Annotated in this window: 13 protein-coding genes; 6 read left to right on the top strand and 7 right to left on the bottom strand. The window is 53.8% G+C overall.

The genetic code is table 11. From position 1 onward, the window contains the following. Positions 1 to 5 precede the first annotated feature (5 nt). The gene (locus HOY33_RS02480; protein ID WP_172288213.1) at positions 6 to 1,094 is read left to right on the top strand and encodes an oxidoreductase; all 1,089 of its coding nucleotides are present in this window, start codon (positions 6 to 8) and stop codon (positions 1,092 to 1,094) included. Positions 1,095 to 1,363: 269 nt separating this feature from the next. On the opposite strand, the gene HOY33_RS02475 is transcribed toward HOY33_RS02480, so the two are convergent. The 4 genes from HOY33_RS02475 to HOY33_RS02460 all read right to left on the bottom strand — a co-directional run bounded on the left by HOY33_RS02475 (position 1,364) and on the right by HOY33_RS02460 (position 4,905). Continuing rightward, positions 1,364 to 1,576 carry a KTSC domain-containing protein gene (locus tag HOY33_RS02475; protein WP_172288211.1) on the bottom strand — a complete coding sequence of 71 codons (213 nt, stop codon included), beginning with the start codon at positions 1,574 to 1,576 and terminating at the stop codon, positions 1,364 to 1,366. Positions 1,577 to 1,851: 275 nt separating this feature from the next. Beyond that, a complete protein-coding gene (gene fghA / locus HOY33_RS02470; RefSeq protein ID WP_172288209.1) occupies positions 1,852 to 2,697 on the bottom strand; it encodes an S-formylglutathione hydrolase in 846 nt (281 codons plus the stop codon). 147 nt (positions 2,698 to 2,844) lie between these two features. Continuing rightward, complete coding sequence (locus HOY33_RS02465; RefSeq protein ID WP_172288207.1) at positions 2,845 to 3,966, bottom strand: S-(hydroxymethyl)glutathione dehydrogenase/class III alcohol dehydrogenase; 1,122 nt, start codon at positions 3,964 to 3,966, stop codon at positions 2,845 to 2,847. 72 nt (positions 3,967 to 4,038) lie between these two features. Then, positions 4,039 to 4,905: a LysR family transcriptional regulator gene (locus HOY33_RS02460; RefSeq protein ID WP_172288205.1), complete on the bottom strand. Its 867-nt coding sequence runs from the start codon at positions 4,903 to 4,905 to the stop codon at positions 4,039 to 4,041. A gap of 685 nt (positions 4,906 to 5,590) precedes the next feature. On the opposite strand from HOY33_RS02460, the gene HOY33_RS02455 reads away from it, so the two are divergent. From HOY33_RS02455 to yeiB, 3 genes are all read left to right on the top strand, one after another. Next, positions 5,591 to 7,276 carry a methyl-accepting chemotaxis protein gene (locus HOY33_RS02455; protein ID WP_172288203.1) on the top strand — a complete coding sequence of 562 codons (1,686 nt, stop codon included), beginning with the start codon at positions 5,591 to 5,593 and terminating at the stop codon, positions 7,274 to 7,276. A gap of 262 nt (positions 7,277 to 7,538) precedes the next feature. Next, complete coding sequence (gene folE / locus HOY33_RS02450; protein ID WP_172288201.1) at positions 7,539 to 8,201, top strand: GTP cyclohydrolase I FolE; 663 nt, start codon at positions 7,539 to 7,541, stop codon at positions 8,199 to 8,201. A gap of 126 nt (positions 8,202 to 8,327) precedes the next feature. Beyond that, positions 8,328 to 9,488: a DUF418 domain-containing protein YeiB gene (gene yeiB / locus HOY33_RS02445; RefSeq protein WP_172288199.1), complete on the top strand. Its 1,161-nt coding sequence runs from the start codon at positions 8,328 to 8,330 to the stop codon at positions 9,486 to 9,488. Positions 9,489 to 9,546: 58 nt separating this feature from the next. Here the strand turns inward: yeiB and sanA are convergent, their stop codons facing one another. Further along, positions 9,547 to 10,254 carry an outer membrane permeability protein SanA gene (gene sanA / locus HOY33_RS02440; RefSeq protein ID WP_172288197.1) on the bottom strand — a complete coding sequence of 236 codons (708 nt, stop codon included), beginning with the start codon at positions 10,252 to 10,254 and terminating at the stop codon, positions 9,547 to 9,549. Between the two features lie 189 nt (positions 10,255 to 10,443). Next, positions 10,444 to 11,757: a 30S ribosomal protein S12 methylthiotransferase RimO gene (rimO, locus tag HOY33_RS02435; protein ID WP_172288195.1), complete on the bottom strand. Its 1,314-nt coding sequence runs from the start codon at positions 11,755 to 11,757 to the stop codon at positions 10,444 to 10,446. A 293-nt stretch (positions 11,758 to 12,050) separates the two neighbouring features. Between rimO and HOY33_RS02430 the strand changes: the two genes are divergently transcribed. Continuing rightward, positions 12,051 to 13,121 carry a PQQ-dependent sugar dehydrogenase gene (locus HOY33_RS02430; protein WP_172288814.1) on the top strand — a complete coding sequence of 357 codons (1,071 nt, stop codon included), beginning with the start codon at positions 12,051 to 12,053 and terminating at the stop codon, positions 13,119 to 13,121. 63 nt (positions 13,122 to 13,184) lie between these two features. On the opposite strand, the gene HOY33_RS02425 is transcribed toward HOY33_RS02430, so the two are convergent. Further along, complete coding sequence (locus tag HOY33_RS02425) at positions 13,185 to 13,802, bottom strand: glutathione S-transferase family protein (RefSeq protein ID WP_172288193.1); 618 nt, start codon at positions 13,800 to 13,802, stop codon at positions 13,185 to 13,187. Positions 13,803 to 13,966: 164 nt separating this feature from the next. Here HOY33_RS02425 and HOY33_RS02420 point away from each other — a divergent pair, with 164 nt between their 5' ends. After that, positions 13,967 to 14,812 carry a MetQ/NlpA family ABC transporter substrate-binding protein gene (locus HOY33_RS02420; RefSeq protein WP_172288191.1) on the top strand — a complete coding sequence of 282 codons (846 nt, stop codon included), beginning with the start codon at positions 13,967 to 13,969 and terminating at the stop codon, positions 14,810 to 14,812. Positions 14,813 to 14,918 lie beyond the last annotated feature (106 nt).

Genomic DNA, 14,918 nt, shown 5'->3' with positions numbered 1-14,918 from the left:
AGCAGATGAACACAACGGCAATCCGCGTACAGGTCGGTCCGGCCAACTACTTTTCTTTTCCCGGGGCAATCGATAAATTGCTGACGTTTTATCCGCCGGCGGTGCTTAACAATGCCCTGTGGATATACGGAGAACGCGCTCTGGCCGCCGCCGAGCCGTTTTTGCCTGCGGCGTTTAATGCCGATTCATCCCGGCGTGTGCTGTGCGGCGCGCACTGTAGCGAAAGCGAAGTGGCCCGATTGGCGGCGCGGGCCGGGGAGCATTGTCAGGTGGTGATCGGCATCGGCGGGGGCGCGGTGTTGGATACCGCCAAAGTGGTGGCCCGGCAGGTGGGCGTTCCGCTGGTGGCGATCCCGACGATTGCGGCGACGTGCGCCGCCTGGACGCCGCTGTCGGTGTGGTATAACGATGCCGGTCAGGCGCTGAATTTTGAAATTTTCACCGATGCCAATCATCTGGTGCTGGTAGAACCGCGCATTATTCTGGCCGCGCCGCCAGAATACCTGCTGGCGGGCATCGGCGACACGCTGGCGAAGTGGTATGAGGCCATGGTGCTCAGCCCGCAGCCTGACGCCTTATCGTTAACGGTGCGTCTTGGCCTGCAAACGGCGCTGGATATCCGCGATGTGCTGCTGAAGCAGAGTGCCTCGGCGATGACGGCCGTCGCCCGCGGCGAACTGACGCAGGATTTCCTGGACGTTGTGGATGCCATTATTGCCGGCGGCGGTATGGTCGGCGGTCTGGGGGAGCGTTATACCCGGGTCGCGGCGGCGCACGCCGTCCACAATGGACTGACGGTTTTACCGCAGACCGAACGGTTTTTGCACGGGACAAAAGTCGCCTATGGCATTTTGGTTCAAAGCGCCTTGCTGGGGGATGATGCCACGCTGCGGCAGCTCCGCGCCGCGTTCAAGGTGCTGGGATTGCCGACGTCGCTGGCGGAGCTGGCGGTGGATATCAACGATCGCGCCGCGATGCAGGCGGTGATCGCCCGCACGCTGAAACCGGGCGAGTCTATTCACTATTTGCCGCTGGCGTTGGATGAGCAGGTCATGCTGGATGCGTTTCATAAGGTGGAGACGCTGGCCGATTAACGGCAAGCAACGAGGCTTATAAATGAGCGTCGCCGGTAAAGGCTGAGGAATCCCCACAAATTTGGGGAAAAATTTCTGCCAGTGCAGTGGGGTTTCGTGCGCACCAACCAATACGGCTTTCTGCAACCGTTGCCCGAGCCCGACATGGGGCGGCACTGGTTTTCGCGGCGTCCTGCCGCTCACCCGGCGGACCCGTCCACTTCAGCGCGATTTTTTACGTGAAGAGAACATCCCCAAAAACAACCTTTTGTTATTTAAAGTTTATGCCGCTATTGTATTTTTTCGTAGGGAAACGAGCTTCTGATATAACGTGAGTAATAGCGGTATTTGGTCGAACTGGCCATTAACTCTTCATAGATCATCCGCGCGACCCCGGAATACTGATATATGCTGCCATTCAGCAATTCGACTTCCAATAGACTCTTTTCCGCATCGTATCCGATAGCGAACAACTCTGATGATGAAACCCGTTTTCTTTGCAAAATTCCGTACTCCTGAACAATCAATGCCACATTCCAGATATCGACGTTACCGCAATGTGTATATCGGCACCGGTGCGCCGATCTCCAGCCAGGCGTCATGTTTTTGCTTCTTTTCAAGAAACGGGCATGGCGTGTTTAAAGGCTGCGTCTGATTATAAGTTTGTCTACCGGGAAAAAACAATTTTCTCCAGCAGCAATTTGCGGTCGGTCGAGAGCGGTAATTCAGGCGGACAAGACGCAGGAACCGATCGGCGTCGGCTCCTGCATGGCGGAGATTATTGCTGGTACAAATACTGTGCGTGAAAGCGCAGATGATCCTCAATAAAGCTGGCGATAAAGAAATAGCTGTGGTCGTAACCAGACTGCGTACGCAACGTCAGCGGTTGCTGGTGCTGTCGAGCCAGTTCGGCCAGTTTCGCCGGCTGTAGCTGGTCGGGTAAGAACTGGTCGCAGTCGCCTTGATCGACCAGAATGGGCAGCTTATGCCGGGTATTCGCCAGCAGATGGCAACTGTCGTACTGTAGCCACTGCGTTTCGTCCTGGCCCAGATAGCTCTCGAACGCCTTGCGTCCCCAGGGAACCTGGCACGGGTTAACGATCGGCGCAAAGGCGGACGCGGAAAGGTACTGCCCCGGATTGCGTAAGGCCAGCATTAGCGCGCCGTGTCCGCCCATGGAATGTCCGCTGATAGACTGCCGATCGTTCACATTAAAGTGTTGCTGAATGATGGCCGGCAATTCCTGACGGATATAGTCATACATCTGATAGTGCGCGGCCCAAGGCTGCTGGGTGGCGTTGACGTAAAAGCCGGCGCCTTGTCCAAGATCGTATCCCGCGTCATCGGCAACGCCTTGCCCCCGCGGGCTGGTATCCGGCATGACCAGAACCAGCCCCTTTTCAGCCGCGATGCGTTGAGCGCCGGCTTTGGTGGTGAAATTCTCATCGTTGCAGGTGAGTCCGGACAGCCAGTAAAGCACGGGCGGCGGCGTGTCATCCGGCGTCGGCGGCAGATAGATGCTGAATGTCATGTCGCAGTTCAGCGTATCGGACGCGTGGCGGTAGCGCTGTTGCCAGCCGCCAAACATTCGGTGTTCTTCCAGAAGTTCCAGTGACGGTATCATCGCTGTGCTGCCTCCTTTTATCGGGTATATCCCTTAATCTTTCCGGTTGCCGCGCGTCTGGCGGCGATCCCGGACACCCTAACCGGCGGATGTCCGGGACGTCTGCGGCAATACCTTGAAATCAAAAGGGCCGGGTTGATGTCGCTGTTAGCTGAAATGGATAACCGAACGGATCGATTTGCCCTCATGCATTAAATCGAACGCGGTATTGATCTCATCCAGACTCATGGTGTGGGTGATGAAATCATTAAGCTGGAATTCGCCGTCCAGATAGCGCTGTACGATGCCCGGCAGTTGGCTGCGGCCTTTCACGCCGCCGAAGGCGGAACCGCGCCAGACGCGGCCCGTCACCAATTGGAACGGACGCGTGGAAATTTCCTCACCGGCTCCTGCGACACCGATAATCACCGATTCGCCCCAGCCTTTGTGGCAGCATTCCAGCGCGGAACGCATCACGTTCACGTTGCCGATACATTCAAATGAGAAATCAACGCCGCCGTCGGTCAGTTCGACGATCACGTCCTGAATCGGCTTATCGTAGTCTTTCGGATTGATCAGATCGGTGGCGCCCAGCTTGCGCGCCAGATCGAATTTGCTGGTATTGAGGTCAATCCCGATGATCCGGCCGGCCCCGGCCATTTGCGCGCCGATAATGGCCGACAGCCCGATGCCGCCGAGGCCGAAAATCGCTACCGTATCGCCTTTTTTTACTTTGGCGGTATTGATCACCGCGCCCATGCCGGTGGTCACGCCGCAGCCCAGCAGGCAGACTTCTTCCAGCGGAGCGTCTTTGCTGATTTTAGCCAGAGAAATTTCCGGCACCACCGTATGCTCTGCAAACGTCGATGTTCCCATATAGTGGAAAATAGGCTGACCGTTTTTAGAGAAACGGGTGGTGCCGTCCGGCATCAGACCTTTGCCCTGCGTGGCGCGGATAGCCTGACACAGGTTGGTTTTTCCGGAACGACAGAATTTACACTCGCCGCATTCAGGGGTGTACAGCGGAATAACGTGATCGCCAACGGCTACGCTGGTCACGCCTTCGCCGATGGCTTCAACGATGCCGCCGCCTTCATGACCCAGAATGGCCGGAAAAACGCCTTCCGGATCTTTACCGGACAGGGTGTACGCATCGGTATGACAAACGCCGGTGGCAATAATGCGCACCAGAACTTCGCCTTTCTGCGGCGGCATCAAATCGACTTCTTCAATCGACAAGGGTTGGTTTGGGCCCCAGGCGACGGCGGCGCGGGTTTTGATCATTTGCATGGTGTTACTCCTCTAGCGGCAATAGGTTGCGGAAGCAGTTAAAATTATTGTTGGTCTCGGTAAAGCATGGCGTCAGGTTGAAGATTGTTCAATGATGAGCTTTTTCAGCGCTTCGACATTGGGGCCGAACGCATCGCGCCGCCATATCAGCCAGGTGGCGGTATCGGCGATTTCAGCGGGTAATGGGTGTATCTGCACGTACTCATGCGCCGCTAACCGTTCAAGTACGGAGACGGGGATAAACGCCAGTCCGGCTCCGCTGGCGACGCCGGCGAGCATGGCTTGATATGACCGGATTTCCATAATGTTGCCGGGCGCCACGCCATCCTGCCTGAACCACTTTTCCAATCGGGAACGGTAGGCGCAGCGCGGCGGGAAAGCGAACAGCGTATCGTCTTTGGCATCCTGCGCCCGGTGAATCGGCGCGTGATTGGCATCCGAGATCAACACCAGATGCTCAGGAAAGGTTTGGCAGCCGTTCAGTTCATCATAGGAAACCGGGCCGTCCGCGAAAGCCGCGGCCAGCGTTCCGGCGCGAACCCGTTCGACTATTTCCCCACTGGTATCGGTCGTTAGTGAAAGCGCCACCGCGGGATAGCGTTGATGATAAGCTGCAAGCAGGCCCGGCAGTCGGGTCGCGGCGGTGCTTTCTATCGAACCCAACGCAAAATTGCCAGCCGGTTCACCCGTGCGGGTCATACTGATGGCTTCTTCACTCAGCGCCAGAATACGTTGCGCGTAGCAAAGAAAATTGTGCCCGACGGGGGACAGCCGCAAGCGTTGCTTTTCGCGGATAAAGAGATCGGTTCCCAACTCATGTTCGAGCTGCCGCAGGCGGGTCGTAAGGTTCGATGGAACCCGGTGAAGTTGTTCTGCCGCCCGGACGACTGAACCCGTTTCGGCAACCAGGCAAAACATACGTAACTGGGTCAGATCCATTTTTTTCACTTTTTGTCATTAACTTTGCATGAATCATTCATTTTTTGTGAGTTTAACCATAAGTCACTCTATTAGCAACTTTCATGTAACACCTAGCTGAAAGCTTGGCCGTAAAGTGTGAGCCAGTCATTGGCTGGTCGAATTCGTTCCCGACGAATTGTCCGTCGCTTGCCGTCTTTCAGGAATAAGAATTATTTAGTATGACATTCTATTTATTTAAATATATTTCTGTGACGAAGCGGACAAAATAGAATGCGTAACTGCATATTTTTTTGATCCTGAAACAGGCTATCCTGGGCTGAATAAATATCTGGAATTTCAAATCCTGGATACGAAAAGAATTATAAATAAACCGTTAAAATAACAAGTTAAAAGGTTTTATAAATAATTACGAGCAAACAATAGGTTAAATCTATCATTGGCGGGTTTTTGATCGTGATTGGTGATCGAAAAAGGTAAACCCCTGACGAAATCTGCCGATAACAAGAGTGTTCATCAGGAAAGAATGCTATTGGTTCTGTGATGGAATGTCTCTTTCCTGTTGTGAACAAGAGGAGGTTAAGTAAATTCCCTCACCACTCATCATTAAATTATGCAACGTCAGTCGAGTTTTATTTAAAAATGCGCTGGTTAATGACTAAAAAAACGCAGGTGCGAAGTACCAGATAATTAACAGGAGTCTTCCGTGAGCTTTTTAAAAAATATCACCATCAGAGCGATGCTTTTAACAATATTGGGAATATTCTTACTCTTATGGGGAGGCGTCTCTTTCTATATGTCATCTTCACTGAGTGAAATGACAAAATTATTGGAATCCGGCGAGGTGCAGAAACTGAATGTCGACACGCTGGCAGACGGCAGCGAGCAGTTTGCGCGTACGCTGACCCGCATACAGTTGGCAATGGATTATACCCAAACCGGCGAAACGGATAAGGCGGCCGTAAATCTTACCGAGGCTGAGGCGGCATTGAAGGATGCCCAGGCGGTGCTGGATAAATTTAAGGCCGCCGATCATCGCGGCGTCGATACCGCCACGGTGGACAATCTGCAAAAGACATGGCAAGCGGCGCTGGAAGATGGATTAAGGCCTTTTCTTGCGGTGGTCAGGGAAAATAATAACGAGGCGTTTCGTCAGCAGTTCAGAGATCGGTTTCTTCCTTCGCGCGTGGCATACAGTCTGGCGATGGATAACTATCAGACCAGCGCGCTTGCCGCCTCCAGCGGTTCGCTGTCCCGGGTGTATGAGCTAGTCAGCTGGAATAAAAGTACGTTACTGGTTGCGGTGATACTCGGCCTGCTGATTCTGGTGTTGACCGATCGCTATCTGGTCAATTATCTGGTTAAGCCGTTAAACCTCATTAAAGATCATTTCAGGGTGCTGGCCGATGGTCAGTTAGGGCTTCATCTGGAAGAGTTTGGCCGCAACTGCGTCGGCCAGTTGATCCCTTTTTTAAAACATATGCAGCAAAGCCTGATCAACACGGTTTCAACCATTCGCGACAGTTCCGCTTCTATTTATCAAGGCGCGAGTGAAATTAAAAGCGGCAACAATGACCTCTCTTCCCGCACCGAACAGCAGGCCGCGGCATTGGAACAGACGGCTGCCAGCATGGAGCAGCTTGGCGCCACGGTGAAACAAAACGCAGAGCATGTTCATCAGGCCAGCAAATTGGCTCTGGATGCCTCCGTTGCCGCTAAAAAAGGCGGTGAAGTGACTACCGGCGTGGTGTCAACCATGGCCGATATTTCCACCAGTTCGAAGAAGATCGCCGATATTACCAGCGTAATCAACGGCATTGCTTTCCAGACCAATATTCTGGCGCTGAACGCGGCGGTAGAAGCGGCCAGGGCCGGCGAGCAGGGGCGCGGTTTTGCGGTCGTGGCGGGTGAGGTGCGTAATCTGGCGCAGCGTAGCGCGCAGGCCGCCAAGGAGATCGAAGGGCTGATTGCTGAATCGGTAGAACGGGTGAATACCGGCTCGCATCAGGTAACGCAAACCGGTGACGCGATGGAGTCAATCATCACCGCCATTAGCCGGGTAAACGATCTGATGGGCGAAATCGCCTCAGCGTCTGACGAACAAAGCCGCGGCATCAGCCAAATTGGTCAGGCGGTGGCTGAAATGGACGGCGTGACCCAGCAGAATGCCGCCTTGGTGCAGGAATCCGCCGCCGCCGCCGCTTCTCTGGAAGAACAAACCCGTCAGTTAAACGAAGCGGTATCCGTCTTCCAATTGCCGGGAGGCGAAAAACGGCAATACGGTAAAAATCTGCTGTCTGGAGAACCGGTGACGGCAATAAAGCCCGCATTATTGACGACAAATAGCGGTAAAAAGGGGGGCGGCGCGCATGACAATTGGGAAACGTTCTAATTAAAAAATAAGCATACCGGCCGATCTTAAGGCCGCATCAGCGATAGTAAACGCCAGACAGGCGCCGGGGTCGCTCTCGGCGCCTGTTGTTTTCCATCATTTCATTTCGGTTTGCCGCTGAAGATCGGTTGGCGATAAGCTGAATCTATTTCAACAATCATGACATACAATCACTGGATAATCGTGCCTCTCTCAACTAGAGTGGTGACGGCGTTTTGGCCTGACCAGCATCAATATAAGTAACACCTGCAGGAGAATAATAATGTCATCGTTAAGTAAAGAAGCCGTCCTGGTGCATGAGGCGCTGATGGCGCGCGGCCTCGAAACGCCGTTACGCGGCGAATTGTTGGACCGGGAAACGCGTAAACAGCGCATTGCCGAGCATATGACGGAAGTCATGAATCTGTTAAGTCTCGATCTGGAAGATGACAGTCTGGCGGAGACGCCGCACCGTATTGCCAAAATGTATGTCGATGAAATTTTCTCCGGGCTGGATTATGCCAATTTTCCTAAAATCACCATCATCGAGAACAAGATGAAGGTGGATGAAATGGTAACCGTCCGCGACATCACGTTAACCAGCACCTGCGAACATCATTTTGTGACCATTGATGGTAAGGCGACGGTGGCTTATATTCCGAAAGACGGTGTGATCGGTTTATCGAAAATCAACCGTATCGTGCAGTTCTTTTCCCAGCGCCCACAGGTTCAGGAACGCTTAACGCAACAAATCCTGACCGCGTTGCAAACGTTGCTGGGCACCAGCAACGTCGCCGTATCGATCGATGCCGTGCATTATTGCGTTAAAGCGCGCGGCATCCGTGACGCAACCAGCGCAACCACCACCACTTCACTGGGCGGATTGTTCAAATCCAGTCAGAATACCCGTCAGGAGTTCCTGCGCGCGGTACGTCACCACAATTAGTTCCGTTCTTTTCGCATTGATACGTTGGCCGGCGCCAGATAATGGCCAACGTATCAATAAAATGCGTATTATTTCCGGTCATCTATTAATACAATCGTCATTCCGATGACTTAATACCTAAGATCTATGCCTTCTCAACCGACGCCGTCACCCCGTATAGCCACGCTGGATTTTGCCCGGGGCGTCGCTGTACTCGGGATTCTATTACTTAATATCAACGCATTCGGCTTACCGAAAGCGGCTTATCTCAATCCTGCCTGGCAAGGCGCGCCATCGCTGAGTGATGTCTGGACCTGGGCCGTGATGGATCTTATCGTGCAGGCAAAATTTCTGACGTTATTTTCTCTGCTGTTCGGGGCCGGACTACAGCTGTTGTTGCCCAGGGGAAAGCGTTGGGTTCACGCCCGGCTTTTTTGGCTGATGCTGCTGGGTTTAGTGCATAGCATTTTTTTCTGGGACGGCGATATTCTGCTGGATTATGGCCTGATTGGGTTGGTGTGCTACGGCATGATCCGCCATGCGCAGGGAAGTCAGGCTCTGCTGCGCACCGGAGCGATAATGTATCTGGTGGGGGTCGGCGTCCTGTTTATTTTAAGTCAGTTGCTCAGTCTGCAATCGGGACGATTCTGGCAACCGGCCGCATCCGATATTGCCTATGAGGTCTATTGGCAAACGACGGGAGGGCCGGAGGCGTGGGGCAACCGGGTGAGTCTGCTGACTGACAGCCTATTGTCGCTGGGCGTCCAGTACGGCTGGCTGTTGGCCGGTTCGATGCTATTGGGCGCCGGCCTGATACGCAGCGGCTGGCTAAAAGGGACGTTCAGCCAGGCGCATTACCGTAAGCTCGCTTTATGGTTGATTCCGCTGGCGTTGGGTATCAACGCCATCGGTGTCGTCGCTCAGTGGGCCGTGCAGTGGGAATATCGCTGGAGCGGCCTGTTATTGCAGATCCCGCGCGAACTGAGCGCCCTTTTGCAAGCGGTGGGATATCTCGCGTTGTGCTATGGATTCTGGTCAACATTATGCAAGTGGCGGATTACCTATTGGGTCAGTGATATCGGACGCATGGCACTGACGAATTATTTATTGCAAACCCTGGTCTGTACTCTGCTGTTTAACCATCTCGGACTGTTTATGCGCTTAGACCGTCTGCAACTGCTGGCGGTCGTTCCCCTGGTCTGGGGGGTGAACCTGCTGTTTTCTCATTACTGGCTGAGTCATTTTCGACAGGGGCCAATTGAATGGCTGTGGCGCAAGCTAACCATGGCGATTGCCAAAACGGCCTGATGATCGTGACGGCGGCGTGAAACTTACGCACAGCGGCGACAGACGATAACCCAACGTGCTACCGGGCCGATTTGAGGATCTGTTCAGGCAGAACGGCAGGGTAGTCCGGGGCGTCATCGGGAATGTCATGCTCGGTAGGAATGGAGATCGGCGGCCCGAGAAAACGGGGTTCCCGCTTCAGAATGTACAGATCAAACAGCGCGCCCAGCCTGGCCCCAAATTCCCGCAGACGCACCGTCAGCATATTTTTGGGCGAGGGAACCGCATAGCACTGCGCCTGAATACCCAGATGCAGGGCGATAAATAATGCCCGCTCGCAGTGGAAACGCTGGGTGATGATGGTGAAATCATTGGTATCAAAGACTTTGCGTGTTCTGACGATCGAGTCCAATGTACGAAACCCCGCATAATCCAGCACGATGTCTACCGGGGTCACGCCTGCCGCAATCAGATCGCGCCGCATGGTCATGGGTTCGTTGTAACTTTGCAGCGCATTGTCGCCGCTAAGCAGCAGATAACTGATTTTACCGCTGTTATAGGCATTCAAAGCGCCCTGAATACGGAAAAGATAATACTGGTTGATGACGCCGGTGCGGTAATACTTGGCGGTGCCCAGCACCACGCCGACCTGGCGTGACGGCAGTTGCTGCAAATCATCGTAAACAAAGGGCGCAGCTTTCCAACTGATCCAGCGATCGAGAGCAAAAGCAGACAGCAACAGCACGCCAATGATCGTTAACAGGCCGTATATCAGGCGTTTCCACATGCTTATGCCTCAGGTAAGGCGATTGGGGTTGTCATGTCTCAAGGCTACTTTACCTGACTGGGGGACGCAAGACACAGGCGACATCGGTGGGACTTATTGCCTGATTTTTCGACGATGACGGCAAAATAGCGGATAAAAATGCCGGCGGCTTAAATGATTCAAGCCACCGGCCGATGGCGCCGGGTTCGGTTAAACGCGGATTCCCCACAGATCGTACTCGTCGGCGTGTTCGATTTTTACCGTCACGATATCGCCGACGCTAAGGTTGGTTTCGCCATTCAGGTAGACCGCGCCGTCGATTTCCGGGGCATCGGCCATGCTGCGTCCGATGGCGCCTTCTTCATCAATTTCGTCGATCAGCACCTGTAGTTCGCGGCCGATTTTTTCCTGCAACCGCTGTGCGGATATCCCTTGTTGAAGCTGCATAAAGCGATGATAACGCGCTTCTTTGACCTCTTCCGGCACCTGATCCGGCAGTTGATTGGCCGTCGCGCCTTCCACCGGGCTGTATTTGAAACAGCCGACGCGATCCAGCCGGGATTCTTGCAGAAAATCCAACAGCATCTGGAAGTCTTCTTCCGTTTCGCCGGGGAAGCCGACGATAAACGTCGAGCGTAATGTCAGCTGCGGGCAGATTTCGCGCCATTTTTTTATGCGTTCCAGCGTACGTTCGACGGCGCCGGGGCGCTTCATCAGCTTGAGGATGCGCGGGCTGGCGTGTTGCAGCGGGATATCCAGATACGGCAGGATTTTCCCTTCCGCCATCAGCGGGATCACATCATCCACATGCGGATAAGGGTAAACATAGTGCAGACGAACCCACACGCCCAGCGAAGCCAGTTGTTCGCACAGGCTGACCATACTGGTTTTAACCGGCTGTCCGTTCCAGAATCCGGTGCGTTGCTTAACGTCGGCGCCGTAGGCGGACGTGTCCTGAGAGATCACCAGCAATTCCTTGACCCCCGCGTCCACCAGACGCTTGGCTTCATCCAGCACCGAACCGATGGGACGGCTGTCCAGATCGCCGCGCATCGACGGAATAATGCAAAACGTGCAGCGGTGATTACAGCCTTCCGATATTTTCAGGTAGGCGTAATGGCGGGGCGTCAGCTTGACTCCCTGAGCCGGAATCAGGCTGGTGAACGGGTTGTGCTCCGGTTTCGGCACGTACCGATGGACATGCGACAGCACCTGCTCGTAGCTATGAGGCCCGGTGATTTCCAGCACCCTGGGATGCACTTCGCGGATTTGATTTTCTTTCGCGCCCAGACAGCCGGTGACGATGACCTTGCCGTTTTCATTCAGCGCTTCACCGATGGCCTCCAGCGACTCTTGTACCGCGCTGTCAATAAAACCGCAGGTATTGACGATCACCAGTTCGGCATCGTCATAGCGCGGCACCACCTGATAGCCTTCGGTACGCAGTTCGGTCAGGATCCTTTCCGAGTCCACCAGATTTTTCGGGCAACCGAGAGAAACGAATCCAATACGGTGTTGTTGCATGTTATTTGCTCACAATTCATTCAAAAGAAAACCGCAGAATTCTACACTATAGTTAGTGTGGCTTATAGTCACTGGTAAAAACTCAGCACGTTAATTATGTCTGCGCCCAAAAATGTAAACGTCGGCGTATTTTTTTGCACAAATATCGTCCAACACCTAAATTTACAGCACATTAGTTGAACGGAGACAACGCTATGTTTAATCACCCGTTGCCTGATAACGCCATACGCAATGCTTCCCGGCCTTGGTTATGGCTGCGTCAGACGCGCTGGTTACTGATTGGCGCGTCCTTGATGTTTTCTGGTTATTTGCCGGCGGCTCAGCCCAAAGTCACGGAATTGCAGGATAAGCTCGATCATCCGTGGTCGCTGGCTTTTCTGCCGGGCGATCGGGGAATGTTGATCACCGAGCGCTCCGGAAACCTGCGCCGCTGGCAGGCTGAAACCGGGCTTTCCGCGCCGATAGCAGGCGTACCCGAGGTGTATGCCGAATCACAGGGCGGGTTACTGGAGGTGGCGCTATCGCCTGATTTTGAGCAAAGCCGCCGAATCTACCTGAGTTTTGCCGAGGAAGGCAGCGATGGAAAAGCGGGAACGGCCGTTGGCTATGGCCGTCTGTCGGACGATGAGAGCCAACTGGAGAATTTCACGGTTTTCTTCCGTCAGGAGCCGAAACTGTCCACCGGCAATCATTTCGGCGGCAAACTGGCCTTTGACCTTCAGGGATACCTGTATATCGCCTTAGGGGAAAATAACCAGCGTCCGACGGCGCAGGATCTGGATAAGTTACAGGGCAAGATTGTGCGTCTGACCGCAAATGGCGAAATACCGACGGATAATCCGTTTATCAATACGCCGAATGCGCGTCCGGAAATCTGGTCGTATGGGCATCGGAATCCCCAGGGGCTGGCGATTAATCCCTGGTCCGGCGTACTGTGGGAAAACGAACACGGCCCGAAAGGCGGTGATGAAATCAACATTCCTAAAGCGGGTGAAAACTACGGCTGGCCGATTGCGACGCACGGTATTAACTATTCCGGGCTGAAGATCCCGGAATCCAAGGGCGAAGAGGTCGCCGGAATGGTTAACCCGGATTTTTACTGGAAAAAGTCGCCGGGCGTCAGTGGAATGGCGTTCTATAACAGCGACCGTTTCCCGCAGTGGAAAAACTCGCTGTTTATTGGCGCGCTGGCGGAAGAAAATCTGATTCGTCTGACGCTGGAGGGCGACAAGGTGGTCGCGGAAGAGCGGTTGTTGCAGGATCGCGGCGAACGGATCCGTGAAGTGCGCTTAGGGCCTGACGGCTATATCTATCTGTTGACCGATCATGATAACGGCAAACTGTTGAAAGTCGGGCCGGAGTAACGGCAATGGCGCGGGCGGTTAACAATACAGGCACCTTGCGGGGTGCCTGTGAGCGTAAAACATTCAGGTCAGCGGGATGATCACCGTTTGCTGATAGGCCGGGCGTTCGGTTAACTGCCGATACCAGCGCTCCAGATGGGGATGCGGTTGCCGCGTGATATCCATGTTAAACCAGGCGTAAGCGATGCAGCCCAGCGGGATGTCGCCAATACCGAATTTATCGCCCGACAGCCACGGTTGGCTTGCCAGCGCGGTATCGACAATCGTCAGTAAACGCTCGCATTCTGCGTGGCTTTTCTCCACCAGCGCCATATCACGATCTTCCGGCGCCGTGCGCACCAGGCTGATAAATACGCCGGCAAAGGAAACCGCCAGCGTACTGGTCCAGTCCATCCATTTTTCCGCGCTTGCTCGCGCGCCGGCGTCGGCAATGTACAGCGAATCCTGACCGTATTGCGCCGCCAGATAACGCACGATAGTGTTGGACTCCCACAGTACCAATTTATCGTCCTGTAAACAGGGGACCAGCCCGTTGGGGTTCATCGCCAGATAGTCGGCGTCATGATTGCGCCCGAACTCTCTGCCCGCCAAAATATGTTGATAAGGCAGGGCCAATTCCGCCGCGCACCAAAGCACTTTCTTAACGTTGGTCGAATTTACACGACCCCAGATGGTTATCATGTCGCACCTCAGCATGAGAAAAGAGCTTTTATTCTGACACTGACTGAATGAATCAGAAAGTGAATAGAAGATGAGAAATAATGATATGCCTTTTTGGTCTTTATGATTTAACGTGTCATTCCTAATAATGACAGCAGGTTATATTCAGACAGGAAAGCCAAGCAATGAAATTAACGTATTCTCTTCGCGCAACGCTGGGTATTGCGCTGCTCGCCGCCGGTGTGCAACTGGCTTGTGCCAGCGGCGATCCGCAAACTATCATCTTTGGCGTGGCGCCGGGGCCTTATGGCGATATGGTTAATCAGGCGATTAAACCTGAGTTGACCAAGAAAGGCTATAAAGTGGTGGTGCGTGAGTTCAGCGATTATGTTCAGCCGAATCTCGCATTAGCCAACGGCAGCATTGACGCCAACCTGTTCCAGCATACGTTGTATCTGGAAAAATTCGCCGCCGACAAAAATCTCAAAATCAGCAAGCTGATCGTTGTACCGACCGCCAGCATGGGACTGTACTCCAATAAAATCAAGTCGCTGGACGAATTGAAAACCGGCGATGTCATCACCTTGTCCAACGATGCCACCAATCTGGCTCGCGGCCTGCGCTTTTTACAATCGCTGGGGCTGATCACCATCAAGCCCGATATCGACCCAACCAAGGCATCGGAAAAAGATATCGTTGGAAATCCGCGCGGGCTGGTATTCAAACCGCTGGAAGCCGCACAGTTGCCGCGCACGCTGGATAGCGTGACCGCCTCGCTGGTTAACGGTAACTTTGCTTTTGCGGCAGGGCTGAAGCTTTCGTCGGCGATCAAACTGGAAACGCTGGATGAAAATCTGAAAAACGTGATTGCGGTGCGCACCGACGATCTGGATAAGCCGTTTGTCAAAGATACCCAGGCCGTCGTCGAATCGCCGGCTTATGCGGCGGTGATTAACCAGCCGGATTCAATGTTCAGTCAGTTCCAGAAACCGGAATGGATGCAGGCGAAAACGCCAACGCCCGCACAGTAATATGCCAGCCGGTATTGACGGGCGATTAATGATTAATATGCTGTATTTGTCTGGCCGGTCTGTGACCGGCTTTGTTTTTTTCCGCTCATGCCGGGAGTTTGCGGAT

Origin of the sequence: Brenneria sp. hezel4-2-4, assembly GCF_013155275.1 — a bacterium.
Taxonomy (GTDB): domain Bacteria; phylum Pseudomonadota; class Gammaproteobacteria; order Enterobacterales; family Enterobacteriaceae; genus Brenneria.
This window is presented reverse-complemented; position numbering and strand designations above follow the sequence as displayed.

Bases quoted from the DNA above. Each gene is read 5' to 3' on its own strand.
- HOY33_RS02480 (WP_172288213.1), top strand. From the start codon at position 6: ATGAACACAACGGCAATCCGCGTACAGGTCGGTCCGGCCAACTACTTT.
- fghA (WP_172288209.1), bottom strand. From the start codon at position 2,697: ATGATACCGTCACTGGAACTTCTGGAAGAACACCGAATGTTTGGCGGC.
- HOY33_RS02465 (WP_172288207.1), bottom strand. From the start codon at position 3,966: ATGCAAATGATCAAAACCCGCGCCGCCGTCGCCTGGGGCCCAAACCAA.
- HOY33_RS02460 (WP_172288205.1), bottom strand. From the start codon at position 4,905: ATGGATCTGACCCAGTTACGTATGTTTTGCCTGGTTGCCGAAACGGGT.
- folE (WP_172288201.1), top strand. From the start codon at position 7,539: ATGTCATCGTTAAGTAAAGAAGCCGTCCTGGTGCATGAGGCGCTGATG.
- yeiB (WP_172288199.1), top strand. From the start codon at position 8,328: ATGCCTTCTCAACCGACGCCGTCACCCCGTATAGCCACGCTGGATTTT.
- sanA (WP_172288197.1), bottom strand. From the start codon at position 10,254: ATGTGGAAACGCCTGATATACGGCCTGTTAACGATCATTGGCGTGCTG.
- rimO (WP_172288195.1), bottom strand. From the start codon at position 11,757: ATGCAACAACACCGTATTGGATTCGTTTCTCTCGGTTGCCCGAAAAAT.
- HOY33_RS02430 (WP_172288814.1), top strand. From the start codon at position 12,051: ATGTTTTCTGGTTATTTGCCGGCGGCTCAGCCCAAAGTCACGGAATTG.
- HOY33_RS02425 (WP_172288193.1), bottom strand. From the start codon at position 13,802: ATGATAACCATCTGGGGTCGTGTAAATTCGACCAACGTTAAGAAAGTG.
- HOY33_RS02420 (WP_172288191.1), top strand. From the start codon at position 13,967: ATGAAATTAACGTATTCTCTTCGCGCAACGCTGGGTATTGCGCTGCTC.